Annotated in this window: 22 protein-coding genes; 15 read left to right on the top strand and 7 right to left on the bottom strand. The window is 60.4% G+C overall.

Annotation, left to right across the window (positions count from 1 at the left end; genetic code table 11):
* Nucleotides 1-179 precede the first annotated feature (179 nt).
* The 4 genes from I6L35_RS04415 to I6L35_RS04400 all read right to left on the bottom strand — a co-directional run bounded on the left by I6L35_RS04415 (nucleotide 180) and on the right by I6L35_RS04400 (nucleotide 4,180).
* Nucleotides 180-2,333, bottom strand: a complete 2,154-nt coding sequence (locus I6L35_RS04415) for a S9 family peptidase (protein WP_216979641.1) — start codon at nucleotides 2,331-2,333, stop codon at nucleotides 180-182.
* 234 nt (nucleotides 2,334-2,567) lie between these two features.
* Nucleotides 2,568-2,999, bottom strand: coding sequence for a DUF411 domain-containing protein (locus tag I6L35_RS04410; protein WP_005339953.1), 432 nt, complete (start codon nucleotides 2,997-2,999; stop codon nucleotides 2,568-2,570).
* A gap of 46 nt (nucleotides 3,000-3,045) precedes the next feature.
* Nucleotides 3,046-3,369, bottom strand: coding sequence for a hypothetical protein (locus I6L35_RS04405; protein ID WP_005339955.1), 324 nt, complete (start codon nucleotides 3,367-3,369; stop codon nucleotides 3,046-3,048).
* An 88-nt stretch (nucleotides 3,370-3,457) separates the two neighbouring features.
* Complete coding sequence (locus I6L35_RS04400; protein ID WP_216979640.1) at nucleotides 3,458-4,180, bottom strand: SDR family oxidoreductase; 723 nt, start codon at nucleotides 4,178-4,180, stop codon at nucleotides 3,458-3,460.
* 142 nt (nucleotides 4,181-4,322) lie between these two features.
* Between I6L35_RS04400 and I6L35_RS04395 the strand changes: the two genes are divergently transcribed.
* The 5 genes from I6L35_RS04395 to I6L35_RS04375 all read left to right on the top strand — a co-directional run bounded on the left by I6L35_RS04395 (nucleotide 4,323) and on the right by I6L35_RS04375 (nucleotide 9,446).
* Nucleotides 4,323-5,165, top strand: a complete 843-nt coding sequence (locus I6L35_RS04395; protein ID WP_005339957.1) for a LysR family transcriptional regulator — start codon at nucleotides 4,323-4,325, stop codon at nucleotides 5,163-5,165.
* A gap of 101 nt (nucleotides 5,166-5,266) precedes the next feature.
* Complete coding sequence (locus tag I6L35_RS04390) at nucleotides 5,267-5,863, top strand: NAD(P)H-dependent oxidoreductase (protein WP_181269669.1); 597 nt, start codon at nucleotides 5,267-5,269, stop codon at nucleotides 5,861-5,863.
* A gap of 67 nt (nucleotides 5,864-5,930) precedes the next feature.
* Nucleotides 5,931-7,787: a monovalent cation:proton antiporter-2 (CPA2) family protein gene (locus I6L35_RS04385; protein ID WP_158110892.1), complete on the top strand. Its 1,857-nt coding sequence runs from the start codon at nucleotides 5,931-5,933 to the stop codon at nucleotides 7,785-7,787.
* Nucleotides 7,784-8,170 (top strand): SirB2 family protein, encoded by a 387-nt coding sequence (locus tag I6L35_RS04380; protein WP_111900333.1) that lies wholly within the window; start codon nucleotides 7,784-7,786, stop codon nucleotides 8,168-8,170. Before I6L35_RS04385 ends, I6L35_RS04380 begins: the two co-directional genes overlap by 4 nt.
* A 289-nt stretch (nucleotides 8,171-8,459) precedes the next feature.
* Nucleotides 8,460-9,446, top strand: coding sequence for a YafY family protein (locus I6L35_RS04375; protein WP_005342851.1), 987 nt, complete (start codon nucleotides 8,460-8,462; stop codon nucleotides 9,444-9,446).
* Nucleotides 9,447-10,297: 851 nt separating this feature from the next.
* Here the strand turns inward: I6L35_RS04375 and I6L35_RS04370 are convergent.
* The gene (locus I6L35_RS04370; RefSeq protein WP_127007419.1) at nucleotides 10,298-10,609 is read right to left on the bottom strand and encodes a DUF1145 domain-containing protein; all 312 of its coding nucleotides are present in this window, start codon (nucleotides 10,607-10,609) and stop codon (nucleotides 10,298-10,300) included.
* Complete coding sequence (rsmD, locus tag I6L35_RS04365; RefSeq protein WP_216979639.1) at nucleotides 10,593-11,222, bottom strand: 16S rRNA (guanine(966)-N(2))-methyltransferase RsmD; 630 nt, start codon at nucleotides 11,220-11,222, stop codon at nucleotides 10,593-10,595. Before rsmD ends, I6L35_RS04370 begins: the two co-directional genes overlap by 17 nt.
* 110 nt (nucleotides 11,223-11,332) lie before the next feature.
* On the opposite strand from rsmD, the gene ftsY reads away from it, so the two are divergent.
* The 10 genes from ftsY to hutH all read left to right on the top strand — a co-directional run bounded on the left by ftsY (nucleotide 11,333) and on the right by hutH (nucleotide 23,164).
* On the top strand, nucleotides 11,333-13,054 hold the full coding sequence (gene ftsY, locus I6L35_RS04360) for a signal recognition particle-docking protein FtsY (protein ID WP_216979638.1): 1,722 nt from the start codon (nucleotides 11,333-11,335) through the stop codon (nucleotides 13,052-13,054).
* A 51-nt stretch (nucleotides 13,055-13,105) separates the two neighbouring features.
* Nucleotides 13,106-13,774: a cell division ATP-binding protein FtsE gene (gene ftsE, locus I6L35_RS04355; protein WP_216979637.1), complete on the top strand. Its 669-nt coding sequence runs from the start codon at nucleotides 13,106-13,108 to the stop codon at nucleotides 13,772-13,774.
* Nucleotides 13,774-14,727 carry a permease-like cell division protein FtsX gene (ftsX, locus tag I6L35_RS04350; protein WP_005342860.1) on the top strand — a complete coding sequence of 318 codons (954 nt, stop codon included), beginning with the start codon at nucleotides 13,774-13,776 and terminating at the stop codon, nucleotides 14,725-14,727. The genes ftsE and ftsX overlap by 1 nt, the downstream gene beginning before the upstream one ends.
* Before the next feature lie 451 nt (nucleotides 14,728-15,178).
* Complete coding sequence (rpoH, locus tag I6L35_RS04345) at nucleotides 15,179-16,033, top strand: RNA polymerase sigma factor RpoH (protein ID WP_005342862.1); 855 nt, start codon at nucleotides 15,179-15,181, stop codon at nucleotides 16,031-16,033.
* Nucleotides 16,034-16,159: 126 nt separating this feature from the next.
* On the top strand, nucleotides 16,160-16,819 hold the full coding sequence (gene can, locus I6L35_RS04340) for a carbonate dehydratase (protein WP_005342864.1): 660 nt from the start codon (nucleotides 16,160-16,162) through the stop codon (nucleotides 16,817-16,819).
* Between the two features lie 11 nt (nucleotides 16,820-16,830).
* The gene (hutC, locus tag I6L35_RS04335) at nucleotides 16,831-17,535 is read left to right on the top strand and encodes a histidine utilization repressor (protein WP_216979636.1); all 705 of its coding nucleotides are present in this window, start codon (nucleotides 16,831-16,833) and stop codon (nucleotides 17,533-17,535) included.
* Between the two features lie 155 nt (nucleotides 17,536-17,690).
* Complete coding sequence (gene hutI, locus I6L35_RS04330; RefSeq protein ID WP_216979635.1) at nucleotides 17,691-18,926, top strand: imidazolonepropionase; 1,236 nt, start codon at nucleotides 17,691-17,693, stop codon at nucleotides 18,924-18,926.
* The gene (gene hutG, locus I6L35_RS04325) at nucleotides 18,919-19,863 is read left to right on the top strand and encodes a formimidoylglutamase (protein WP_216979634.1); all 945 of its coding nucleotides are present in this window, start codon (nucleotides 18,919-18,921) and stop codon (nucleotides 19,861-19,863) included. The genes hutI and hutG overlap by 8 nt, the downstream gene beginning before the upstream one ends.
* 54 nt (nucleotides 19,864-19,917) lie before the next feature.
* Nucleotides 19,918-21,627 carry a urocanate hydratase gene (gene hutU, locus I6L35_RS04320; protein WP_216979633.1) on the top strand — a complete coding sequence of 570 codons (1,710 nt, stop codon included), beginning with the start codon at nucleotides 19,918-19,920 and terminating at the stop codon, nucleotides 21,625-21,627.
* Between the two features lie 4 nt (nucleotides 21,628-21,631).
* Nucleotides 21,632-23,164: a histidine ammonia-lyase gene (gene hutH, locus I6L35_RS04315; RefSeq protein WP_216979632.1), complete on the top strand. Its 1,533-nt coding sequence runs from the start codon at nucleotides 21,632-21,634 to the stop codon at nucleotides 23,162-23,164.
* A gap of 73 nt (nucleotides 23,165-23,237) precedes the next feature.
* Here the strand turns inward: hutH and I6L35_RS04310 are convergent, their stop codons facing one another.
* Complete coding sequence (locus tag I6L35_RS04310; RefSeq protein ID WP_216979631.1) at nucleotides 23,238-24,335, bottom strand: calcium:proton antiporter; 1,098 nt, start codon at nucleotides 24,333-24,335, stop codon at nucleotides 23,238-23,240.
* Nucleotides 24,336-24,598: the final 263 nt, after the last annotated feature.

The raw sequence follows: 24,598 nt of genomic DNA, 5'->3' as shown, positions 1-24,598 counted from the left end.
TCACCCAACATAAATCAAACGAAATGGCAAAATCACGGAGTTTAATCTTGAGAAACATGACCTTGATCATTCATTTTCTAGCCGAAGATTAATTTGATATGAAGGGAAATGGAAGAGGGAAAAACTAGGAGGGGATTCTTATGCGGCCCTTGTGTGACAAGGGCCGGGGTCATAATGGATCAGTTGGCCGGGGTGGCCAGATCCAGGATAAAGGCGTATTCCAGCGCGATATCCTCGTAGGCTTTGAAGCGGCCCGACTTGCCGCCGTGGCCGGCGTCCATGTCGGTGTTCAGTAACAACTTGTTATCATCTGTCTTCAGTTCGCGCAGCTTGGCGACCCACTTGGCGGGCTCCCAATACTGCACTTGCGAGTCGTGCAGCCCGGTGGTGACCAGCAGGTTGGGGTAGGCTTGCGCCTTGACCTGATCGTAGGGGCTGTAGCTCTTCATGTAGTCGTAGTAGCGCTTCTGGTTCGGGTTGCCCCACTCGTCATACTCCCCGGTGGTGAGGGGGATCGACTCGTCAAGCATGGTGGTGACCACATCGACGAACGGCACCTGTGCCACCACGCCGCGATAGAGTTCGGGTGCCTGATTGATGACGGCCCCCATCAGCAGGCCGCCGGCGCTGCCGCCCATGGCGTAGACCTGATCCCTGGCACCGTAGCCTTGCTCAACCAGCGCCTTGGTGACATCAATGAAGTCATTGAAGGTGTTTTGCTTTTTCAGCAACTTGCCATCTTCGTACCAGTGACGGCCCAGCTCTTCACCACCCCGGATATGGGCGATGGCGTAGACGAAGCCTCTGTCCAGCAGGCTCAGGCGCGAGCTGCTGAAGTCGGGATCCATGCTGGCGCCGTAGGAGCCATAGCCATAGACCAGCAGCGGATTCTTGGGTGCATCTGCCTGCTCTTTCTTGAACTTGTCCTTGCGATAGACCAGCGACACCGGCACCGATACACCGTCGCGGGCGGTCACCCAGAGTCGCTCGCTGGCGTACTGATCGGCCTTGAAGCCGGCCACCGGCTGCTGCTTGAGCAGGGTGCGCTCGCCGCTCGCCATATCCAGCTCATAGGTGGAGGCGGGGGTGGTCATGGATGAGTAGCCATAGCGCAGGGCGCTGGTATCCGGCTCCGGGTTGTAGGCGAGCCAGGTGACATAGGCGGGATCGTCGAAGGCGATCTCCTTCTCGTCACCGCTCTGCCAGTTGATCTGGCGCAGTCGGGTCAGCCCTTTGCTGCGCTCTTCCAGTACCAGCCAATCCTTGAACAGGGCGTAGCTCTCCAGCAGTACCTCCGGATTGGGGGCGATCACCGCCTTCCAGCGATCGACCGGGCTCTCCTTGGTCTCGTAGAGGCCGAAGTTCTTGCCATCCTTGTTGGAGCGCACATAGAAGCGGCCGCGGTAGTGATCCAGGCTGTATTCGTGATCCACCTGACGGGGCAGGAAGAGGCGTGGGGCGTGCTCCGGCTGGTTGGCATCGATCAGCCGCGCTTCGCCTGTGGTGGTGCTGGAGAGGGCGATGACGATGAAATCTTCCGAGGTGGTGGCGTAGAGGCTGATGTAGAAGGAGTCATCCTTCTCCTCGTAGACCAGCTTGTCCGTGGCCGGATCCGTCCCGAGCGTATGGCGATAGACCTGATAGGGCAGCAGGGTCTGCGGGTGCTTGCGCACATAGAAGACGGTCTTGTTGTCGTTGGCCCACACCAGATTGCCGGAGGTATTTTCCAGTTTGTCGGTGGCCCACTGGCCGCTCCCCAGATCGAGGAACTGTATCTGGTACTGACGGCGGGAGAGGAAATCTTCCGCCACCGCCAGCCAGCGGTTGTTGCGGCTCACCTCAAGGGCGCCGAGGGCATAGAACTCGTGCCCTTCAGCCCGCAGGTTGCTGTCGAGCAGCAGGCTCGCCTGCTCTTCACCGAGCTTGGTGCGCGAATAGATCCCGTACTCCTTGCCCGGCTCATAGCGGGTCTGGTAGCGGTAGCCGTTCTTCACATAGGGTACCGACTCATCCTGCTGGGGGATGCGGGCGACCATCTCTTTGTAAAGCTGCTCGCGCAGGGGTTGGGTTGGCTTGAGCATGGCCTCGGTATAGGCGTTCTCGGCCTTGAGATAGTCCAACACCTCGGGCTTCTGCCGCTCGTCGTCACGCAGCCAGTAGTAGTTGTCGATGCGGGTATCCCCGTGTTTTTTCAGAGTGCGGGGATGTTTGGCGGCCACGGGCGGCTGGATTGGATGTTCGCTTGTCAGCATGGCGGGCTCTTCATTGGCATAAGTGGGGGGGAGAACTGTCAGAAAGGCTAGCAGCAGAACTCCTCGGGAAAAGGTAAACATGTCGCATCCTTGGCGCTGGAAAGGGTTGGTAGACCTGAGCATCGGCTCCATGAATTGGCGTTAAATCTGCCCCTTGTTGCCGGTGGTTGCAAGCAATCCCTTGTTATTGCAGGAAATGTAATCAAAAAAAGCCGCTATCTCGCGATAGCGGCCCTCTTTCTGGCCATGAGCGGCAAGAGTCCGCTCAGGTGTGCCTCACATGATATGGGAGTGCCCTCTCATGGCCAGTTTTCGTCAGCCGGGGTAGCTCGACCAGCGGTTGGTCGCGCCCTCGTTGCTGATACTCAGTACCTCATAGGGATGGCCCGGAATATCCATGCCCGGCGCACTCTGGGGCATGCCCGGAATGGTCAGGCCACGGATCGCCGGTTTTTCCCTGAGCAGCTTCTGCACATCGGCGGCCGGTACATGCCCCTCGATCACATAGCCATTTACGATGCCGGTATGGCAAGAGGCCAGTTCCGGCGCGATACCGTATTGCTGCTTCACTGCGCCGAGCTGTTCGGTTTCGATGACTTCCAGTTCGAAGCCATTCTGCTCCATGTGCTCGTTCCAGCTTTGGCAGCAGCCACAATATTTGGATTTGTAGACAGTCATCTTCTCGGCCGCGAGAGCCGAAAAGCTGACGGTACCGGCCAGCATGGCCAGTAACAGGGGTTTGTACATCACTCACCTCAGATTGAAAGAAAAGATGCCCGATACGGGATGCGTTTCAGATCCGGGTGCGTGGGGGGCGTTCGAGCCGCTCGCACGGGGCGTCCGGCATAAAGAGAGAGGGGGAGGCGAAGTCGGGGGTATCCGGTTCCAGTACGGCGACCGTCAGGCTGTCGCTGCCTACCAGCGTCATCGAGAGGGCGGTGGTAAAGCTGCCGCAGGGCATCGCCTTTTCTAGGGTGCGCTCGCTCTGGCTGCAGTGGGTAGTCAGGGTACAGAGGTCGGTTGCGGCCCGGCTGCCAAACGACATCAACACCAGCACCAGACTCCACAAGGGGAGCCAGCGACGGGCGTGAGCGAGTTGGCGACGGGTGAGAACCATGGAATGACTCGGAAAAAATAAGGGGCACATGGTAACCCTGTGCCCCGGGGGAGGGTCAAGCTCTCCCCATGGTGTCAGTCAGCTGGATTCAAGGTTGCTGACGGGTCGCCGCCAGCACGATCTCGCGCACGCAGACGTTGGCAGGCTGGTTCCAGGCGTAGAGCACGGCATTGGCGATCACTTCCGGCGCAATGACGCCGCCCATCTGATCTTTCCAGTCGTGGTAACCGGCCTTGATGCTCTCGTCAGTGGTGTGGCTGAGCAGCTCGGTCTCGACCGCACCCGGGGCAATGGTCACCATCCGCACGCCGACATCGGCTACCTCTTCCCGGATGTTCTCGGTCAGGGCGTGCACGGCGAACTTGGTGGCGCAGTAGGCAGCATGGTTCGGGAAGGTCTTGCGACCGGCGATGGAGCTGATGTTGATGATGGTACCGCTGCGGCGCTCCTTCATACCTGCCAGCACTGCGTGGACGCCGTTCAGCACCCCCATCACGTTGATGTTGAGCATCTGCTGCCACTCGGCGGGATCCTGCACATCGGCCTGACCCAGCAGCATGACTCCGGCGTTGTTGACCATGCAGCCGACCGGGCCAAATTTGGCTTCTGCCTGCTGGACGGCGGCCTTCATGGCGGCGGTGTCGGTCACATCGACCCCGATGCAGAGGGTATCGGGCAGGTTCAGTGCCTGCATCGGCTCGACCCGGCGGGCCAGCAGTAGCAGCGGATGACCGGCGGCAGAGAAGGCACGGGCGATGGCGGCACCGATCCCGGCGGAGGCACCGGTGATCACGACGAGAGATTTGGACATGGGTCTTTCCTTCTGATTCAAGAGTCGGTTTGAGCAAACAGGTGGCTGGCCAGCACGGAACCCAATCACTATAGTCACTGCATCTATAAATGATAAATATTGTTTTCCGCTGGTTATCATCTGAAAAAACTATGGTTGGTTTATGCTGGACTTGAGATTGCTGCGTTTCTTCATTGCCATCTATGAAGAGAAGAACATCACGGCGGCGGCCGAGCGCTGCCACGTCAGCCAGCCCTCCCTCTCGGCGGGGCTACGCCAGCTGGAAGAGGCGCTCGGTGACAGCCTGTTTGTCCGGGGCAAGAAGGGGGTGGTGGCGAAAGATCCGGCCCACTATCTCTATCCTCACGCGGTCAAGCTGGTGGAGGAGGCGCGCCGTCTGCCGGAGCTGTTTCGCCAGAAAGCGACGCGTGCGAGGCTCAATATCGCCATCATGCCGGACTTGAGTCGCCGTCGGGTGGCCGGGCTGTTGCAGCAAGTACAGCGCGTGTTGCCGCAACTGGATCTCACCCTCTCCGACTACACCACACCCGCCGACTGCCGTTTGACGCTGGATGCCTTGCGCCGGGAGGACGAGATCTTCCTGCCGCTGTGGGAGGAGGATTACGTGCTCTGCGTGCCGGTCGATCACCCCCTGGCCAGTCGCGAAAGGATCGAGCTGGCCGAGCTGCAACATTATGATTTTATTGAGTGCCCGCCCTGCGAAGCCCATCAGCAGACTATCGGCTTGCTGGCCTGTGACCGCCTTACTCTCAATCTGGTGGCCAAGGCCGAGAGCAAGGGGCTGGTGATGGCGCTGGTGCTGGCGGGGGTCGGCATCAGTTTTCTGCCGGACGGGCTGGTCGAGGATGAGGCGGGGCTCTGTACCCTGCCGGTGAGCGGACCGCGGATGTTTCGCCGGATCGGGCTCTGCTATCCCGCCCACCAGACCCTCAATCCGGCGCTGCGGGAGCTGATCCCCGAGTTGGCAGGCTATGGCGCTTCCTGATAAGGTCGCTCTCCTGTGCACCTTTACGATGCAGCTCCCCAGACTCCCCTTTTCTGTTTACCGCGCCTTGCACAGCAAGGCTTTGTTCGGGTGATGTGGTCATGAAACGCATTCTGGTTATTTTTTCCCATCCCGCGCTGCAGAGCTCGCGGGCCAACAAGCAGCTGTTGCAGGCGATTGAGGGGCTGGAGGGGGTCACGGTTCACGACCTTTACCAGCACTATCCCGACATGTTTATCGATGTGAAGCGGGAGCAGGCGCTGCTCTGTGAGCACGATATCATCGTCTTCCAGCACCCGTTTTACTGGTACTCCTGCCCGGCCATCATGAAAGAGTGGATGGATCTGGTATTGGAGTATGGCTACGCCTACGGCCCTGAAGCCCACGCCCTCAAGGGCAAGCAGTGGCTGAGCGCCATCACCACCGGCGGGGCGCCGGAGTCCTACTGCAGCGAGGGTTACAACAGCCGACCGCTGCTCGATTTTTTGCTGCCATTTCAGCAGGCAGCCACCTTGTGCGGCATGAACTGGCTGCCCCCTTTCGTGCTGCACTCCTTTCACAAGGTCAAGGATCCCGCCGCCCTGCGCCGCTGTGGACAGGATTACCGCCAGCTGCTTTGCGCCCTGCGTGATGATCAGCTGACTCCAGAGCAACTGGCCGGGCGCCCCTATCTACGCGACTTGCTGGAGGTGCTCTGATGACACATGGGCAGCTTGTTGGCCGAGCTTATGAGCCGGACCAGATGTTCACACGGAGGGCTGACTGATGGGCCACGGGATCCTGTTTGATGCCTTTATCTACCTCTCCGCCGCCGTTATCGCGGTGCCGCTGGCCAAGCGCTGGGGGCTGGGCTCGGTGCTCGGCTACCTGCTGGCGGGGATTATCATAGGCCCCTTTCTGCTGGGGCTGGTGGGGGAGCAGAAGGATGTGATGCACTTCGCCGAGTTTGGCGTGGTGCTGATGCTGTTTCTGGTCGGCCTTGAATTGCGTCCGGCCCTCTTGTGGCAGCTGAAGGGGCCGATCCTCGGCACCGGCGGCCTGCAGGTGCTGCTTACCACGGCGGCACTGACCGGCGTGGCGCACCTGATCGGTCTGCCGCTGCAACAGGGGCTGGCCATCGGCCTCATTCTGGCGCTCTCCTCCACCGCCATAGTTCTGCAGAGCCTGCAGGAGCGCAAGCTGATGCAGAGCGAGAGCGGTCGCTCCGCCTTTGCGGTGCTGCTGTTTCAGGATATTGCGGTCATTCCGATCCTGGCGATCCTGCCGTTGCTGGCCATGGCGCCGGTCGCCAGCAATGGTGGCTCCGAGCTGGCGGGTTGGCAGCATGGTCTGCTGGTGGTCGCGGCCATCTCAGGCATAGTGCTGGGTGGCCACTACCTGATGCGGCCGGTGTTTCGTGCCATCGCCCAGTCCCATATGCGGGAGATCTTCGTCGCCGCCGCTCTGCTGCTGGTGATCGCCATCGCCGTGTTGATGGAGTCGGTGGGGCTTTCGCCCGCTCTCGGCTCCTTCCTCGCCGGAGTGGTGCTGGCCGACAGCGAATATCGCCATGAGCTGGAGGCCGACATAGAGCCGTTCAAGGGCTTGCTGCTCGGCCTGTTCTTTATGTCGGTGGGGGCGGGGATCGACTTTGGGCTGTTTGCCGAGCACCCCTTCCTGATACCCACTCTGGTGGTTGGCCTGATGGTGCTCAAATGGCTGGTGTTGATGGCGCTCGGCTTCATCATCCGTATCTCGCCGAGTCAGCGCTGGACCTTCGGGCTGGCGTTGGCGCAGGGCGGTGAGTTTGCCTTCGTGCTCTTCTCGTTTGCCGCCCAGAACCGGGTGCTGCCCGGTGAGACCATCTCGCTGCTGACGCTGGTAGTAGCACTCTCCATGGCGCTCACCCCACTGCTGCTGATCCTCAACGATCGGGTGATCCAGCCCTGGTTCGATTACCGTAACCAGAGCGACGCACCGCAGCATGAGCAACCTGAGCTGGTGGAGCATCCGGTGATCATCGCGGGCTTCGGCCGCTTCGGTCAGATCGTGGGGCGTCTGCTGCATGGTCACGGCATCGGCACCACCATCCTCGAGCAGGATGCCAGCCAGATAGAGACCCTGCGCAAGTATGGCTATCAGGTCTTCTATGGCGATGCCAGCCGGATCGATCTGCTCCATGCCGCAGGGGCGCACAAGGCGAAGCTGCTGGTGCTCTCCATCAACGATCCGGCTACCTCGCTGGCGGTGATCGAGATGGTGCAGAAGCACTTCCCGCACCTGAAGATCCTGGCGCGAGCGCTGGATCGACCCCATGCCCACGAGATCCTGCGCCACGGGGTCGAGAGCGTGCACCGGGAAACCCTGGGTTCGGCGGTCGATCTGGGGGTGGAAGCCCTGACCCAGCTCGGTTTTCGGGCCAACCAGGCCTGGCGGGCGGGGCAGACCTTCAAGCAGCACGATAACTGGCTGTTGCGCGAGCAGGTCAACTATCTGGACGACGAACACACTTATATCAACAAGAGCCTGCAATACCGGGAGATCCTCTCCGATCTGTTGCAAGACGACGAGGAGGGGCAGGAGCGTATCCATGCCCACAACTGGAATAGCGGGCTACCCGACGACGACAAGGAAGCAAAATGATTGCCTATTATCCCATGTTCAAACACCTGCATATGACGCTGGCGCTGGTCAGTCTGCTGCTCTTTATCTATCGCTGGAGTCTGGCGCTGGCCGGCAGCGATCGGTTGCAGCAGAAGTGGCTGAAGATCCTGCCTCATATCAACGACACCTTCCTGCTGCTGTTTGGTGTGTTGCTGGCGGTGGCCTTGCAGTTGAGCCCGGGTCAACAACCCTGGCTGATGGCCAAGCTGATGGCACTGGTGCTCTATATCGGTCTGGGTGTCATGGCACTCAAGCGCCCGGCCCGCGGTCAGAAGCTGGTGGCCGGTGTGGCGGCGCTGGCGGTGTTTGGCTACATGGTCGGTGCGGCCATCACCAAGTCAGCCTGGTCGTGGCTGATGTGATTGAGCTTGGAGGGAGGATTGCCTCCCTCCGGCTATTTCAAAAGAACAGATTCAGAAAAATCCTATTCCCCTTGATGTTAGCCTGCCTCTCCACTTAGTTTTCTTCGTGATGGTTAGCTTGTCTTAAAGTGTTAAGTTTGCCGTGCTAAGTGATTTTTATATTATAAATCATGTACATGAGTTGCTTTGTATGAAAATGGCGACAGTTGTCGCCGCAAAACTTGCGACATAGACTGTCGCAAGTTGCGACTAGGATACGATCAACGCTAAACCAGTGAAGGCATGCACCATGAGTAAGAAGCTGTTACGACAACTGACCTTGGCGCGTTGCATCCCGCACCGCCCTTACAAGCTGACCGCCAGCCAACTTCAGGTAAAACTGGAAGAGGAAGGCATCCACGTCAGTCTGCGTACCGTGCAACGGGACCTGGAGGAGATGTCCGGCATGGGACTGTTCGACCTCACCTCGGACGAGCGCAGTAAACCCCATGGCTGGTGCTTCGAGCGCCACGGCCTCAATGACTTTGCCAATATCATGCCCCTCTCGCTGGCAGTGGCCCTGAAAACCTGGAGTGATCAGGCGAGCCAACTGTTACCGGCGAGTGTATTGACCGAATTGAACCCGCTGGTCGACAAAGCGAGTCAGGTGATCCGCGACAGCCAGAGCGAACTGGCCGAACGCTGGCTGGAGAGTGTCCACCAGTCACCGCGTCCGTTTGCCGGCAACCCGGAGATCCGCCGCAGCACCTTGATCCGCGATGCGCTCTGGCGTGGTCGCAAGTTCAGTGCCGAGATCCAGCGCGTGATCAAAGAGCGCACCGTGTGGCTCTGCTACGACCGTATCAACCCGCTCGGCATTCTCAATCAGCCGGACGGTCCGATCCTGCTCTGCACTCTCTCAGAGCTGGATCCCAAGGTCTACGGCATCCCGTTTGACCATATCAAGAATGTGGAGCTGACCAACTTCAGCGCCACCCAGCCGAAGGATTTCAATATTCAGAAGCTGATCCGAGATCAGGGTTATCAGGATGTGAGCGGCCCGATCCGTTTCGTCGGCCGGATCGATGCTAACAGCCAGTCGCTGCTGGATAACCAGATCCCCGGCAACAATCCGCGCATGACCCGCTATGACAAGCGCAGCGTGGTGGTGGAGACCGAAGTGCAGGACACCCCGGAGTTTCGCAGCTGGTTGAACAATATCAGCGGTGAACTGGAGGTGCTGGCGCCGGAATCGCTGCGCAAGGCCTATCTCAATCCGGCCAACCGCTTGAGCTGATTAAGAAATTGCATGTGAAGAGTCGAGCCTGGTCTCGGCTCTTTTTTTGCTGTTTTTTTAAGCATATTTATTCAACTAATTTTTAAGTCTTAACGACAGGATTGAACCGTTTTCCTGCCCCGTTTTTGGGGGCGAATCCCGTGTAAGAGATCTGCCATAGCCACTGTAAGAGGCTGGCGCTTTGAACCGTACGCGAAGCCATGCCAGAATGATCGAGCTTTCCTGTGAAACTAATTAACTTGCTGATATTGAAGGGTTAGTTTTTAAGTTTGTTTTTTGAAATGGGAGCGGCATCAGATCTTTATCATCGGATGGCCCTTGTTCGGGGTGCGCATTTCCTTACTATGGGTCTCACAAGGACGGAGCTGGTCCGGCAGGATGCAGGGCAGCGCATAAAGATGGAATAGTCCGCAGGATGTGGACAAGGGACACCTCAGGATGAGCTCGATAATCAGGATGATTATCGCCACGGATGAATAAGGAACACCGCAGGACGCGGCAGGACACTCTCGGGATGAGAGCAGAACGAACGGAACCTCGTTCTTCAGGATGAACAGGACCTCGCCGGATGCGAGAGGAATACTTCAGGATGAAGTGAGATAACCCGGATGGTTATCTGTCAGGAAGACGCAAGGACCCCCACAGGACGTGGTAATGGACACCTCCAGGATGGAGACAGTGAAGCAGTTCAGGATGAATTGCCAGGCCAGGAACGCCGCAGGACATGCCAACGGATTGGAAAGGGGATATTCCAAAGGATTAGGATAAAGTCAGGGATTGCAGGGAGCATTGCAGTTCTAAGGACAGGACGACACGACTCTAGGGGACGGCTACCGCCGTCCCCTTTTCTTTTATGGTTTGCCCGAGAGATTGCCGCGCTGGGCGGCGTTGACGATCTCTTGCAGGCGCTGACGAATGTCGACCATGCCAAACACGCCAAATATCAGCACAGTGACAAACTCGGTCTTGGTGACCTCGAAGTAGCGTTTGCAAGCTGCCTTGATCATGCTGGCCTGCAGCCAGTGCAGCAGGGCGACAATCACGCCACAGACCGGCAGAAAGCCGTTGAGTTTGCCGGGTAGCGGGGCAATCAGGCTCACCAGTACGCCAAACCAGAAGAACAGTATCAGCCCCATCGCCAACAGATTAAAGACTCGCTTCATTGTTTACCTCCCGTAGATAGAGTTGGTAGCAGACTTGACCTGCCCGTTTGTCCTTGAGTAGTTGCCAGCTGGCGGGCAGCGTCAGATCGGCCATCTCTTTTTCCCGCTCCAGATAGATCAGGGCGTCCGGTGCCAGCCAGCCGCGCTGCTCCAGCAGTTCGCACACTTGCGGCAGCAGCTCGCGGCGAAACGGCGGATCGAGGAACACCAGATCAAACGGCGTGGCTGGGCCTTGCAGCCAGCTCACTGCATCTGACTGGATCACCTGACCCTGATTACTACCGAGGGCGGTCAGATTCTTCTTGATCTGATCAGCGGCCCCTTTGTCCATCTCGATCAGGGTCACCTGCTCGGCATAGCGCGACAGCGCCTCCAGTCCCAACCCGCCACTACCGGCAAACAGGTCGAGGCAGCGGGTGCCGCGTATATGGGGAGCCAGCCAGTTGAAGATGGTCTCCTTGACGCGATCCGTGGTGGGTCTGAGCCCTTCCACATCCTTGACCGGCAATTTGCGGCCTCGCCACTGGCCGCTGATGATTCTTACAAAGCCCGATTTTCCTTGCGGGGCGGGACTCTTGCTCGGGTTGCTACGGCTGGATTTCACTCTGGGCATCGCGTTTCATCGTCAGAAAATAAAGTGGTAGTATAAGGCGGTTCATTTTTATGCCGACCCGCCAAGGGACGGCTATCTTAGCAGTCAGCCTTTGATGTGAGTATTTTTAGATGGCAAAAGGTTTGTTTTCCTGGCTGGGTTTCGGCCGCAAGAAAGAAGAGGCTGAGGCTGTCCAACCACAGACACCCCAAGCCACCCCGATTACCGCTGGGCCTGAGGTCACTGCTACCCCCGCTCCTGTTTCCGATAGTACGCCGGCTGTTGCCCCCGAAGTGCCTGCCAGCGCACAGAATCCCGTTTTGCAAGATGATTGCTGCCTGCCGACCGAGCTGGACGACCACGGCCCGCTGGTGGTGGAGGAGTGCGCCTCCGATCTGGAGCCGGTGATCGTCAACGAATCCCTGATGGCTGAGGAGGAGCGTGCCGCCGCAGAGGCGCAAGCCGCTGAAGCAGTTCGTGTCACCGCAGAGGTCAAGGCAGCCGAAGAGGCTCGCATTGCTGCCGAAGCTCGTGCTGCGCAAGAGGCTCGCATGGCTGCCGAAGCTCGCGCTGCGGAAGAGGCTCGCATGGCTGCCGAAGCTCGCGCCGCGGAAGAGGCTCGCATTGCCGCTGAAGCTCGTGCTGCGGAAGGGGCTCGTATTGCTGCCGAAGCTCGCGCTGCGGAAGAGGCTCGTATTGCTGCCGAAGCTCGCGCTGCGGAAGAGGCTCGTGTTGCTGCCGAAGCTCGCGCTGCGGAGGAGGCTCGCATCGTTGCCGAAGCTCAGGCTGCGGAAGAAGCCCGTATCGCCAAAGAGGCCCAGCGAGCGGAAGATATGCGCCTGGTCGCCGCGATGGAGGCTGAGGCTGCTGCCTTGGCCGCTCTGCCGCTGGCCGCCAAGGTGGACGATGACACCCAGGACAAGCCGCAGCGGGAGGGCTTCTTTGCTCGCCTCAAGCGCAGTCTGGTGCGCACCAAGGAGAATATCGGATCCGGTTTCTTCGGCCTGTTCCGTGGCAAGAAGATCGATGATGAGCTGTTTGAAGAGCTGGAGACCCAGCTGTTGACCGCCGATCTCGGCGTCGACACCACCACCCGCATCATCGAGGGGCTGGTGCAGCACGCGGATCGCAAGCAGTTGAAGGATGCCGAGGTGCTCTACGGTTTGCTCAAGCAGGACATGGGCGAGATGCTGGCCAAAGTCGAGCAGCCGCTGGTGATCGACACCAGCAAGAAGCCTTACGTGATCCTGATGGTCGGCGTTAATGGCGTCGGCAAGACCACCACCATCGGCAAGCTGGCCAAGCAGTTCCAGGCTGAAGGCAAGAGTGTGATGCTGGCAGCTGGCGATACCTTCCGCGCCGCTGCGGTCGAGCAGCTGCAGGTGTGGGGTCAGCGCAATAACATTCCGGTGATTGCCCAGCATACCGGTGCCGACTCCGCTTCCGTCATTTATGACGCCATCGAGGCTGCCCGTTCCCGCGGGGCTGATGTGCTGATCGCCGATACTGCCGGTCGCCTGCAGAACAAGAGCAACCTGATGGAGGAGCTCAAGAAGGTAGTGCGGGTGATGAAGAAGCTGGATGAAGAGGCACCCCACGAGATCATGTTGACTCTGGATGCTGGCACCGGCCAGAACGCCCTGAGCCAGGCCAAGCTGTTCAGCGAGGCGGTAGGCCTGACCGGCATCACCCTGACCAAGCTGGATGGCACGGCCAAAGGCGGTGTCATCTTCGCGGTGGCCGACAAGTTCCAGATCCCGATCCGCTATATCGGGGTGGGCGAGGGGATCGATGATTTGCGTCCCTTTGTCGCCAATGACTTTATCGAGGCCCTGTTTAGTCGCGATGAGTAAACACCCCATGCCCCGACTTCGGTCGGGGTTTGTCAATGTCAGGGAACCGTTATGATTCGTTTTGACAAGGTCAGCAAGGTATACAGCGGCGGCCATCAGGCGCTGCAGAAGGTCAGCTTTCACCTGCGCAAGGGAGAGATGGCCTTTCTGACCGGACACTCGGGAGCGGGCAAGAGTACCCTCCTCAAACTGATCAGCGTGATGGAGCGACCGACCGATGGTCGCGTCTTCTTTCATGGCGACGATGTCAGCCATATCCAGCGTAGCCAGATCCCCTATGTGCGCCGCCAGATCGGGATGATCTTCCAGGATCACCGGCTGTTGATGGATCGCACTGTGTTTGACAACGTGGCGCTGCCGCTGGTGATCGATGGCTACTGCCACGCCGATATCAACAAGCGCGTGGCGGCGGCGCTGGACAAGGTGGGGCTGCTAGGCAAGGAGCGTTACCAGCCGCGGATGCTCTCCGGTGGTGAACAGCAGCGGGTAGGCATCGCCCGTGCCATCGTCAACAAGCCGCCGCTGCTGCTGGCGGATGAACCGACCGGCAACCTGGACCCCCAGCTCTCCATGGATATCATGCGGCTATTTCAGGAGTTCAACAATTTTGGGGTCTCTGTACTGATTGCTACCCACGATCTGGGGCTGATCGCCCGCATGCGCTATCGCACTCTAACCCTCAAGGCGGGTCGCATGTATTCGGCCGGGGAGGAGCTCTGATGGCTATTGTTCGTCATAAACAACCACCGCTGCGTCGTCTGATGATGTACGGGGTTGACCACGTGCGGCAGGCGTTTGCCAGTCTCGGGGAGCTGTGGCGAAATCCGCTCGCCTCCCTGATGACGCTGGCGGTGCTCGGTGTCAGTCTGGCGTTGCCCTCCTGCTTCCACGTATTGTTGAAAAACGCCGAGGTGGTGGAGGGGAGCTGGCAGAACAGCTCCCAGATCTCCCTTTACCTACGCAAGGATCTGCCGGAGCAGAGCATTCTCGATCTGCAGCACAGGATCCTGCTTTATCCCGAGGTGGATTCGGTCACCTACCTGAGCCGTGACGATGCGTTGCGGGAGTTTCGCGAGATCTCCGGCTTCGGCGATGCTCTCGACTACCTCGACAGCAACCCGCTGCCGCCAGTGTTGAGCGTCATTCCGGATCCGCGCTGGCAGAATCCGGAAGGGGCCGCCGAGTTGCTCGGCAAGCTAAACAATGAGGATGGGGTCGAGCAGGGCAAGCTGGATCTGCAGTGGCTGACTCGCCTGCAGGGGATCATGAACCTGCTGCGCCACACCATTACCGGCATCGCGGTGCTGCTGCTCTCCGCCGTGCTGCTGATCGTCGGCAATACCCTGCGTCTCAACATCCTCAACCAGCGCTCAGAGATTGAGGTGCTCAAGCTGGTGGGGGCAACTGATGCCTTCATCCATCGCCCTTTCCTCTATACCGGCATCTGGTTCGGGGTGATTGGTGGCATGTTGGCCTGGTGGTTGACCGAGGTGATGGTAATCTGGAGCGAAGGGGTAGTTAAGGAGCTTGCGGGCTTGTATAACAGTAACTTCCGGTTGGTTGGCATGGGTCTGGTGGACGGGGTGAACCTGATCCTGCTGGGGGCTCTGCTGGGGCTGATCGCATCATGGTTTTCAGTTCATCGTCACATTCGCGATATAGAGCCATCCTGATTAATTTATTATCAAAGTAAATCGCTGGATTTTGAGAGGTGGATCAAGTAAAAGAAGGTCCGTTTCTGGCTTGACCCCCTTAGTCAGAGTATTCTGAATTAAATAAGATCTCTCGGATCTTTTATGGATCCACGGAACCTTCTGATTTATAAGCAGTCTATTAGGCTGAAGCATTTATACGAGTGTGGCCCCTCTGCCTTGCTCGTCAGACTTGGCAAGCATGTGAAGGTTGCGAGCTCCGCAACAATGGACTTAGCATGCTACTTTTCGGGGGTCCTTCATTGTGACCCCTTTTTTTTGACTGTTCATTCATGATTCATCCTGCAGGCATAAGATAAGCCGGTCTAAAGCTGGACATGTTCTTTGATAGACGCCGCAGAATGACATCAGGTCAGTAGACAGACCCAATCTGGGTGTTAGACTGATTCGATTGAAAAGTAAGAGGTAACAGATGGGAACTTCATTGCAGCGCACTATGGCTTTGATTCCGCAAGGTAGTTTGGAAGGCTATATCCAGGCAGTCAACTCGATTCCGGTGCTGAGCGCAGAGGAAGAGCGTGAGCTGGCTGAGCGTTTGCAGCAGGATGGCGACCTTGAGGCTGCTCGTCAGCTGGTCATGTCGCACCTGCGCTTTGTCGTTCATGTCGCCAAAAGTTATGCCGGTTACGGTCTGCCCCAGGCCGACCTGGTGCAGGAAGGCAACATCGGCCTGATGAAGGCGGTCAAGCGCTTCGACCCGAGTGTCGGCGTGCGCCTGGTCTCCTTTGCCGTGCACTGGATCAAGGCCGAAATCCACGAATATGTTCTGCGCAACTGGCGCATGGTCAAGGTGGCGACCACCAAGGCCCAGCGCAAGCTCTTCTTCAACCTGCGCAAATCCAAAAAACGTCTGGGCTGGCTGAACCACGAAGAGGTTCAGGCAGTGGCGGCCGATCTAGGCGTTTCTGCCGCTGACGTGACCGAGATGGAAGCGCGCATGAGCAACTATGATCAAGCCTTCGACCTGGTCGGTGATGATGACGAAGAGGGTGGTTTCGCACCGGTCCACTATCTGGAGGACAAATCCTCCGATCTGGCTGCGACCATCGAGAACGACAACTGGGACGACCATGCGACCCGTCGCCTGAGCTCGGCTCTGGCTACTTTGGACGAGCGCAGCCAGCACATCATCCGAGCCCGCTGGCTCGACGATGAGAGCAAGACCACTCTGCAGGAGCTGGCCGATACCTACGGCGTTTCTGCCGAGCGAGTGCGCCAGCTTGAGAAGAATGCGCTCAAGAAGCTGAAAGATGCCATGGAAGCCTGATGCTTCCTCTCATAAAAACAGGGCCTAATGGCCCTGTTTTTGTTTTGCAGGGGGCTGGTCGGCCTTGCCTTGGTTACCCTTGTGTATGGTATGTTGCCGCCACTGCCACTGTAGGGAGAGCAGATAGTGAAACTGTTGAACGACCTGTTTACCAACAACCGCGAGTGGGCGGAGCAGATCAAGGCCGAGGATCCCGAATTCTTTGCTACCCTCTCTGCCCAGCAGGCCCCCGAATACCTCTGGATTGGCTGCTCCGACAGCCGGGTCCCTGCCAACCAGCTGATGGGGTTGCTGCCGGGGGATGTGTTTGTCCACCGCAACGTCGCCAACCTGGTGGTACACACCGACTTCAACTGCCTCTCGGTGCTGCAATATGCGGTCGAGGTGCTCAAGGTGAAGCACATCATCGTCTGCGGCCACTACGGCTGCGGCGGCGTCAAGGCGGCGATGCAGAACCAAGAGCTGGGGCTCATCGACAACTGGCTGCGCAACATCAAGGATGTCTACTTCAAGTATCGCGAGCAGCTGGATGCCATCGAGGATGAGCACGAGCGCTTCGACTACCTGTGCGAGCTGAACGTGGCCGAGCAGGTCGCCAACGTCTGCCACACCACCATCATCCAGAATGCCTGGCGCAAGGGGCAGGAGCTGGCGGTACACGGCTGGATCTACGGCATCAAGGACGGTCTGCTGCATGACCTTGATCTTTGTATCAGCGGGCCGGATCAGATCCCCGACGTCTACCGCGCCTGGCCGGATATGCGTCCGCCCCACCGCCGTCGCTGAGGAGCATCCCGTTGGCACCGGCCCTCTATATGCAAATCAAGCAGCACATCCTGGACGGGATCCGCGAACGCCACTATCAGGCGGGCGACCGGATCCCGACCGAGGCCGCCCTGTGCGAGCAGTTCGCCGTGAGCCGGATGACGGTCAACAAGGCGCTGCGCGAACTGGTGGCCGAGGGGTGGCTGGTGCGCACCGCCGGTTCCGGCAGCTTCGTGGCGGACAGGCGCACCGAGTCGCCGCTGCTGGCCATTCGCAACATCGCCGACGAGATCGCCGAACGGGGCAGCGAGTACAGCGGCCGGGTGATCCGGCTGCAACGCCAGGCTGCCGACGAGAAGGTGGCGGTGCAGCTGGGCTTGCGGGTCGGCGCTCCCATCTTCCACAGTCTCATCGTCCATCAGGCCGATGGCGAGCCGCTGCAGCTGGAAGAGCGCTTCGTCGATGCCGAGCGGTTGCCACAGTACGGTGAGCAGGACTTTGCCAGCCAGACCCCCAACCGCTATCTGATGGAGGTCTGCCCCCTCTCCGAGATGGAGCACGTGGTAGAGGCGGTGCTGCCGAGCGCCGGCGAGGCCGGCTTGTTGCAGGTGCGGGTCGACACCCCCTGCCTGCTGTTGCATCGGCGTACCTGGTCCGACGGTTATCTGGTCTCCTATGCCCGTTTGCTGTCGCCTGGCTCCCGTTACAAGTTGAGCTCCAAGACCAGCCTTAGTTAATTGTATATACATATCATTTTTGAAAAAGCCCGCCTCTGGCGGGCTTTTTTGTGTTTAAGCTCTAATGAACACGATGTTATCAAGATGTGAACTTGATCCTTTCTTTCCCGTCAGAGATCGGATATAAGTTAATGTATATACATTTAGAGGTCGGTATGAACAAGGAACTGTTGAACTGCGAGAGGGTCTGGCTCAACGTGACACCCGCCACCCTGCGCTCCGATCTGGTCGACTACGGTCTGCTGGAGCCCCATGCCCTCGGCGTTCACGAGGGGCGGATCCACGCCCTAGTGCCGATGCAGGATCTCAAGGGCCCCTATCCCGCCCATTGGCAGGATATGAAGGGCAAGCTGGTCACTCCCGGCCTCATCGATTGCCACACCCACCTCATCTTCGCCGGCAGCCGCGCCGAAGAGTTCGAACTGCGCCAGAAGGGGGTGCCCTATGCGGAGATCGCCCGCAAGGGCGGCGGCATCATCAGCACGGTACGCGCCACCCGTGCCGCCAGCGAGGATCAGCTGTTCGATCTGGCGCTGCCGAGGGTGAAATCCCTGATCCGGGAAGGGGTCACCACGGTGGAGATCAAGTCCGGTTACGGCCTCACCCTGGAAGACGAGCTCAAGATGCTGCGGGTCGCCCGCCGACTGGGGGAGGTGCTGCCGATCCGGGTCAAGACCACCCTGCTGGCAGCTCATGCGGTGCCGCCGGAGTATCGCGACGATCCCGACTCCTGGGTCGAGACCATCTGTCAGGAGATCATCCCGGCCGCCGCCGATGCGGGCCTGGCCGATGCGGTGGACGTTTTCTGTGAACACATCGGTTTTTCGTTGGCCCAGACCGAGCAGGTCTATCTGGCGGCGGATCAATACGGTCTGGCGGTGAAAGGGCACATGGATCAGCTCTCCAACCTGGGCGGCAGCACGCTGGCCGCCAACTTCGGCGCCCTCTCGGTGGATCACCTGGAGTACCTGGATCCGGAGGGGATCCAGGCGCTGGCCCATCGCGGCGTGGTGGCCACCCTGCTGCCTACCGCCTTCTACTTCCTCAAGGAGACCAAGCTGCCGCCGGTCGCCGCGCTGCGCAAGGCGGGGGTGCCGATGGCGGTCTCCTCCGACATCAACCCCGGCACGGCCCCCATCGTCTCGCTGCGGATGGCCATGAACATGGCTTGCACCCTGTTCGGCCTGACCCCGGTGGAGGCCATGGCAGGGGTGACCCGCCACGCCGCCAAAGCGCTTGGCGAGCAGGAGCGCCTTGGCCAGCTTAGGGTGGGGATGGCTGCCGATTTCCTGATCTGGCACTGCGCCCATCCGGCCGAGCTCAGCTACCTCATCGGCGTCGATCAGTTGGCAGGCCGCATCTTCAACGGCGAGGAGACCCTCCATGGATAAGTTCAACCCGGTCGACATGTCGGTCTGGCAGGGGCGCCAGGATCCGGAAGATGGCGAGCTGGCCCTGCGCTGGCACGACAAGGTACAACCCTGGTCACAAGCCGGCAGCGCCGCCCCGGGTGTAGCCCTGGTGGGCTTTGCCTGTGACGAGGGGGTGCGCCGCAACAAGGGGCGGGTAGGGGCCGCCGGTGCGCCGCTGGCGGTGCGCAAACTGCTGGCCAACAGCGCCTGGCATCTGAGCCGACCCGTCTATGACAGCGGTGACGTGAACTGCGAGGATGGGGATCTTGATGCCGCCCACGGCCGTCTGGCCGAACGGGTGGCCCGCTTGCTGGACGAGGGGCACTTCCCGCTGGTATTGGGCGGTGGCCACGAGGTGGCCTTTGGCAGCTGGAGCGGCCTCAATCGTCATCTGGCTGGCCGTGGCCGGGTCGGCATTATCAACTTCGATGCCCACTTCGACCTGCGCATGAAGCCGGAGCAGGCGAGCTCCGGCACTCCCTTCTTCCAGATTGCCGAGCAGTGCGCCGCCCAGGGCACGCCCTTTACCTACGCCTGCCTCGGGGTGGCCGAGACCGCCAATACCCGGGCGCTGTTCGCGCGCGCCGAGGCGCTGGGAGTGTGGCACGAGCTGGACGAGGCGATGACGCCGGCCGAGCTACCGGTCTTGCTCAGCGGGCTGGATGCCTTCATCGCCCGCTGCGATCACCTCTATCTGACCATCGATCTCGACGTGCTGCCGGCAGCCGTGATGCCGGGAGTGAGCGCCCCCGCCGCCCGCGGCGTGGAGCTGGCGGTCATCGAACCCCTGATTGCCCATATCCGGGCCAGCGGCAAGCTGCTGCTCGCCGATCTGGCCGAATACAACCCGAGTCTGGATCAGGACAACCGCAGTGCCCGCGTGGCCGCTCGGCTGGTCCATCAGTTAACCAAGTAGCGGCCTGCCACCGGCCGGCCGCCACCCTGCTGCATCGATAAACAAGGAGTGTATATGTCCCAGCAACACCAGGATCCCCGTCACGATCCCAATCGCGTGATCCGCGCCCCGCGCGGCACCACGCTGACCGCCAAGAGCTGGCTCACCGAAGCGCCGCTGCGGATGCTGATGAACAACCTGGATCCCGAGGTGGCCGAGCATCCCCAGTCGCTGGTGGTGTATGGCGGCATCGGCCGCGCCGCCCGCAACTGGGCCTGCTTCGACAAGATCGTCGAGGTGCTGACCCGGCTGGAGGAGGATCAGACTCTGCTGGTGCAGTCCGGCAAGCCGGTCGGGGTGTTCCAGACCCACAAGGACGCACCGCGGGTGCTGATCGCCAACTCCAACCTGGTGCCGCACTGGGCCAACTGGGAGCACTTCAACGAGCTCGATAAAAAGGGCCTGATGATGTACGGCCAGATGACCGCCGGCTCCTGGATCTACATAGGTACTCAGGGGATCGTGCAGGGCACCTACGAAACCTTCTTCGCGGTGGCCAACCAGCACTTCAACGGCGAGCCCAAGGGGCGCTGGATCCTGACCGGCGGTCTGGGTGGCATGGGTGGCGCCCAGCCGCTGGCCGCTACCATGGCCGGCTTCTCGATGATCGCGGTGGAGTGCGACGAGACCCGCATCGATTTTCGTCTGCGTACCCGCTACGTGGACAAGAAGGCCCACAGCCTGGATGAGGCGCTGGCCATGATCGAAGAGGCCAAGCAGAGCGGCAGCGCCGTCTCCGTCGGCCTGCTCGGCAACGCCGCCGATGTGTTCGCCGAGCTGGTGGCCCGTGGCATCACCCCGGACGTGGTGACCGACCAGACCTCGGCTCATGACCCGGTGCACGGCTACCTGCCGCAGGGCTGGAGCGTGGCCCAGTGGCGCGCGCTGCAAAAATCCGCGCCCCAGGAAGTGAACCAGGCCGCTCGCCACTCCATGGCCCGTCAGGTCGAAGCCATGCTGACCCTGCAAGCCCGCGGTGCGGCCACGCTGGATTATGGCAACAACATTCGCCAGATGGCGCTGGAGGAGGGGGTGAAAAACGCCTTCGACTTCCCCGGCTTCGTCCCGGCCTACATTCGCCCGCTGTTCTGCGAGGGCATTGGCCCGTTCCGCTGGGTGGCGCTCTCCGGCGATCCGGAAGACATCTACAAGACCGACCAGAAGGTGAAGGAGTTGATCCCCGATGATCCTCACCTGCACAACTGGCTCGACATGGCTCGCGAGCGCATCGCCTTCCAGGGCCTGCCGGCGCGGATCTGCTGGGTCGGGGTCAAGGATCGGGTACGCCTCGGCCTGGCCTTCAACGAGATGGTCAAGAATGGCGAGCTGAAAGCCCCCATCGTCATCGGCCGCGATCACCTGGATTCCGGCTCGGTGGCGAGCCCGAACCGCGAGACCGAGTCGATGATGGATGGCTCCGATGCCGTCTCCGACTGGCCGCTGCTCAACGCCCTGCTCAACACTGCCAGCGGCGCGACCTGGGTCTCCCTGCACCACGGCGGCGGGGTCGGCATGGGCTTCTCCCAGCACTCCGGCGTGGTGATCGTCTGTGATGGCTCCAATGATGCCGCCAAGCGGGTCGGTCGGGTGCTGCGCAACGACCCGGCCACCGGGGTGATGCGTCACGCCGATGCCGGCTACGAGATTGCCATCAACTGCGCCCACGAGGCGAAACTGGATCTGCCGATGATTGACGGCGCCAACGGTGTCAAAGGAAAGGTGTAACACCATGTTTGAATTGACTATTACCCCGGGCGAGCTGGATCTTGCCACCCTGCGTCGCGTCAGCCGCGAGCCGGTACACATTTCACTGGATCCCGTCGCTCTGGCGGGGATCCACGCCTCCGCCGCCGTAGTCACCAAGGTGATCGAGCAAAACCGGGTGGTGTACGGCATCAACACCGGCTTTGGCTTGCTGGCCAACACCCGCATTCCGGTGGAGCAGCTGGACGAGTTGCAGCGCTCCATCGTGCTCTCTCATGCGGCAGGGATTGGCGAGTACATGAATGACGCCACCGTGCGGCTGATGATGGTGCTCAAGCTCAACTCGCTGGCGCGCGGCTTCTCCGGCATCCGGCTGGCGGTGCTTGAGGCCCTGATGACCCTCATCAACGCCGAAGTCTATCCGGTGGTACCGAAGAAGGGCTCCGTCGGTGCCTCCGGCGATCTGGCGCCGCTGGCTCATATGAGCTGTCTGCTGATCGGTGAAGGCAAGGCTCGCCACAAGGGCGAGCTGATCGACGCCGCCACTGCCCTGAAGATTGCCGGGCTGGAGCCCATCGCGCTAGCACCGAAAGAGGGGCTGGCGCTGCTCAACGGCACTCAGGCGAGCACCGCCTTCGCGCTGGAAGGGCTGTTCCACGCCGAGGATCTGTTTGCTGGTGCCATCACCATCGGCGCCATGAGCGTGGAGGCCGCCCTTGGCAGCCGCCGGCCGTTCGATGCCCGCATCCACGCGGTGCGCGGTCAGCGCGGCCAGATCGACGCGGCCGCCTGCTACCGTCACCTGCTGGTGGATGGCAGCGAGATCGGCATGTCTCATCACAACTGCGAGAAAGTGCAGGATCCCTACTCCCTGCGCTGCCAGCCACAGGTGATGGGCGCCTGTCTGACCCAGATCCGTCAGGCTGCCGAGGTATTGGCGAGCGAGGCCAACGCGGTCTCCGACAACCCGCTGGTGTTTGCCGAGGATGAAGAGATCCTCTCCGGCGGCAACTTCCACGCAGAACCCGTGGCCTTCGCCGCGGACAACCTGGCGCTGGCCATCGCCGAGATCGGGTCGCTGTCCGAGCGGCGCATGGCGCTGCTGATCGACTCGCGCATGTCCGGTCTGCCGGCCTTCCTGGTCAACAACGGCGGGGTGAATTCGGGCTTCATGATCGCCCAGGTCACCTCGGCGGCGCTCGCCTCCGAGAACAAGACCCTGGCCCATCCGGCCTCGGTGGACAGCCTGCCGACGTCTGCCAACCAGGAGGATCACGTCTCCATGGCCACCTTCGCCGGCCGTCGACTGGCGGACATGGCCGAGAACACCCGTGGCATTCTGGCGGTGGAACTGCTGGCGGCAGCGCAAGGGCTGGATTTTCGTGCTCCCCTGCGCAGCACCGAGCTCATCGAGCTGGCCAAGGGCCGGCTGCGGGAAGAGGTCAGCTTCTATGACAAGGACAGGTACTTCGCACCGGACATCGAGGCGGCCGCCGCGCTGCTGGGCCGTGCCAGCTACAACGACCTGCTCCCTGCCGGCGTGTTGCCGAGCCTCTAAGCAGCCATCCCGCCCATAGCAAAAGACCGCCCAATCGGGCGGTCTTTGCGTTTCTGGTGTTGGTTGAACGCGGTTATTCGTGTTCGAACATCAGGAACAGATAGACCACGAACAGCACCAGGTGAGTGGCTCCGTGCAGCACATTGGTGCGGCCGCTGCTGAAGGTCACCTTGCACACCATCAAGGTCGTGACCAGCAGTACCATATCGGCGGGGGAGAGACCGAGGCGCACCTCCTGACCGAGCATGGAGCCGATAAAGAGCACGGCAGGCACGGTGAGGGCGATGGTGGCCAGCACAGAGCCGAAGTAAAGGTTCATGGCCCGCTGCAGCTGATTATTGAAGGCCGCCTTGATGGCGCCGACTGCTTCGGGTGCCAGCACGATACAGGCGACGATAAAGCCGCCCAGTGCTGGCGGAGCTGCCAGCACCTTGACCCCGTGGTTGATGGGAATGGCCAGGGTCTTGGCCAGCAGGATCACCACCAGCAGATAGGCGAGCAGCAACAGGGTGTGATAGAGGTTGCTCTGTAGCGGGCCGTGGTGCTCTTCGTAATCCTCATGATCGCTGTCGATGAAGAAGTGGCTGTGGCTGCGGGTCTGGATCAGCAGAAAGACCCCGTAGAGCAAGATCGAGATGATGATCAGCATCCATGACATCGGGTTAGACATGCTGCCGACCGTGCCGCCCCGGGTGAAGTTCGGCAGCACCAGACAGAGCAGGGCCAGCGGAATGATGGCCACCAGATAGGATTTGACCCCGTCCAGATTGAAGCTCTGGGTGTGGTAGCGCCAGCCGCCGAACAGCAGGGTGAAGCCCACCAGGCCGGTACTTACCAGCATCACCACCGCAAACATGGTGTCACGGGCCATGGTGGGGTTGGGCTCGCCGGTCAGCATCACCGAGGAGATCATCACCACTTCCAGCGAGATGACCGACAGGGTCAGGATCAGGGTGCCGAAGGGCTCGCCAAGCTTGATGGCGAGGGCATCCGAGTGGCGCACCACCGAAAAGATGGCCCAGGTGACGATAGCAAGCAGCATCGCCGAGACAGGAAGATAAATCCCGAGCGGAGTGGTCTCTGTCAGCAGGTCGCTGCCGAGCGTCTTGAAAAAGAGCAGGGTGAGCAGGCCAACGGGCAGGGCAATCTCTTGCCGGATAAATGTCTTCATAGGCAATGGTTCTCATCTCGGGGCGGCACTGGCCGACGGGGATTGATGGGAGGCACGCGTAAAGGTGCTCACGGTAGCCGAATGCTTATGATAAGCGCTCCATCCGGCCAGGGGCAGATCATTTTGTTTCTGAATGTAAACAGGTGGTTGAAGGCGATCAGCCTAGTGGCTCCAGAGGCTGCGTCAGTGCCAGCCAGCCTCTGTGGAAAAGGGCGCAAGCGGGTCAGTTGGGACGAGCTCTGCCGGACCTGTCTTGTGTAATA

This window comes from Aeromonas sp. FDAARGOS 1405 (assembly GCF_019048265.1).
In the GTDB taxonomy this organism is placed as follows: Bacteria; Pseudomonadota; Gammaproteobacteria; order Enterobacterales; family Aeromonadaceae; genus Aeromonas; species Aeromonas veronii_A.
This window is presented reverse-complemented; position numbering and strand designations above follow the sequence as displayed.

Bases quoted from the DNA above. Each gene is read 5' to 3' on its own strand.
- I6L35_RS04415 (WP_216979641.1), bottom strand. From the start codon at position 2,333: ATGTTTACCTTTTCCCGAGGAGTTCTGCTGCTAGCCTTTCTGACAGTT.
- I6L35_RS04410 (WP_005339953.1), bottom strand. From the start codon at position 2,999: ATGTACAAACCCCTGTTACTGGCCATGCTGGCCGGTACCGTCAGCTTT.
- I6L35_RS04405 (WP_005339955.1), bottom strand. From the start codon at position 3,369: ATGGTTCTCACCCGTCGCCAACTCGCTCACGCCCGTCGCTGGCTCCCC.
- I6L35_RS04400 (WP_216979640.1), bottom strand. From the start codon at position 4,180: ATGTCCAAATCTCTCGTCGTGATCACCGGTGCCTCCGCCGGGATCGGT.
- I6L35_RS04395 (WP_005339957.1), top strand. From the start codon at position 4,323: ATGCTGGACTTGAGATTGCTGCGTTTCTTCATTGCCATCTATGAAGAG.
- I6L35_RS04390 (WP_181269669.1), top strand. From the start codon at position 5,267: ATGAAACGCATTCTGGTTATTTTTTCCCATCCCGCGCTGCAGAGCTCG.
- I6L35_RS04385 (WP_158110892.1), top strand. From the start codon at position 5,931: ATGGGCCACGGGATCCTGTTTGATGCCTTTATCTACCTCTCCGCCGCC.
- I6L35_RS04380 (WP_111900333.1), top strand. From the start codon at position 7,784: ATGATTGCCTATTATCCCATGTTCAAACACCTGCATATGACGCTGGCG.
- I6L35_RS04375 (WP_005342851.1), top strand. From the start codon at position 8,460: ATGAGTAAGAAGCTGTTACGACAACTGACCTTGGCGCGTTGCATCCCG.
- I6L35_RS04370 (WP_127007419.1), bottom strand. From the start codon at position 10,609: ATGAAGCGAGTCTTTAATCTGTTGGCGATGGGGCTGATACTGTTCTTC.
- rsmD (WP_216979639.1), bottom strand. From the start codon at position 11,222: ATGCCCAGAGTGAAATCCAGCCGTAGCAACCCGAGCAAGAGTCCCGCC.
- ftsY (WP_216979638.1), top strand. From the start codon at position 11,333: ATGGCAAAAGGTTTGTTTTCCTGGCTGGGTTTCGGCCGCAAGAAAGAA.
- ftsE (WP_216979637.1), top strand. From the start codon at position 13,106: ATGATTCGTTTTGACAAGGTCAGCAAGGTATACAGCGGCGGCCATCAG.
- ftsX (WP_005342860.1), top strand. From the start codon at position 13,774: ATGGCTATTGTTCGTCATAAACAACCACCGCTGCGTCGTCTGATGATG.
- rpoH (WP_005342862.1), top strand. From the start codon at position 15,179: ATGGGAACTTCATTGCAGCGCACTATGGCTTTGATTCCGCAAGGTAGT.
- hutI (WP_216979635.1), top strand. From the start codon at position 17,691: ATGAACAAGGAACTGTTGAACTGCGAGAGGGTCTGGCTCAACGTGACA.
- hutG (WP_216979634.1), top strand. From the start codon at position 18,919: ATGGATAAGTTCAACCCGGTCGACATGTCGGTCTGGCAGGGGCGCCAG.
- hutU (WP_216979633.1), top strand. From the start codon at position 19,918: ATGTCCCAGCAACACCAGGATCCCCGTCACGATCCCAATCGCGTGATC.
- hutH (WP_216979632.1), top strand. From the start codon at position 21,632: ATGTTTGAATTGACTATTACCCCGGGCGAGCTGGATCTTGCCACCCTG.
- I6L35_RS04310 (WP_216979631.1), bottom strand. From the start codon at position 24,335: ATGAAGACATTTATCCGGCAAGAGATTGCCCTGCCCGTTGGCCTGCTC.